The organism is Salmonella sp. SAL4457 (assembly GCF_046548235.1).
In the GTDB taxonomy this organism is placed as follows: domain Bacteria; phylum Pseudomonadota; class Gammaproteobacteria; order Enterobacterales; family Enterobacteriaceae; genus Salmonella; species Salmonella enterica.
Map to the genome: position 1 here is coordinate 1 of NZ_JBGDZO010000517.1, position 271 is coordinate 271.

Consider the following 271-nt stretch of genomic DNA (forward strand, 5'->3'; position numbering starts at 1 on the left):
CCCTTCAAGCTGGAAATGCGGACGCAGGAAGAATTTCGCGTCGTAATAACCTGGATTGCCTTCGACCTCTTCCACCACTACTTCAGCGGCAGCCAGCGGACGACGGGCTTTAGTTTCTTGCGAGGAGTTCACCGGATCGGCGTCGACATAATTCATAATCCATTCATTTAGCCAGCGCTGCATATCCTCACGCTCTTTAAAGGAACCGATTTTGTCGCGGACGATACATTTGAGGAAGTGAGCGAAGCGCGAGCAGGCGAACAGGTACGGT

Annotated in this window: 1 pseudogene; it reads right to left on the reverse strand. The window is 52.4% G+C overall.

Features of this window, described 5'->3' with window-relative positions:
- A pseudogene (locus tag ACLJNW_RS25305) lies at positions 1-271 on the reverse strand (type VI secretion system contractile sheath large subunit); the annotation flags it as partial.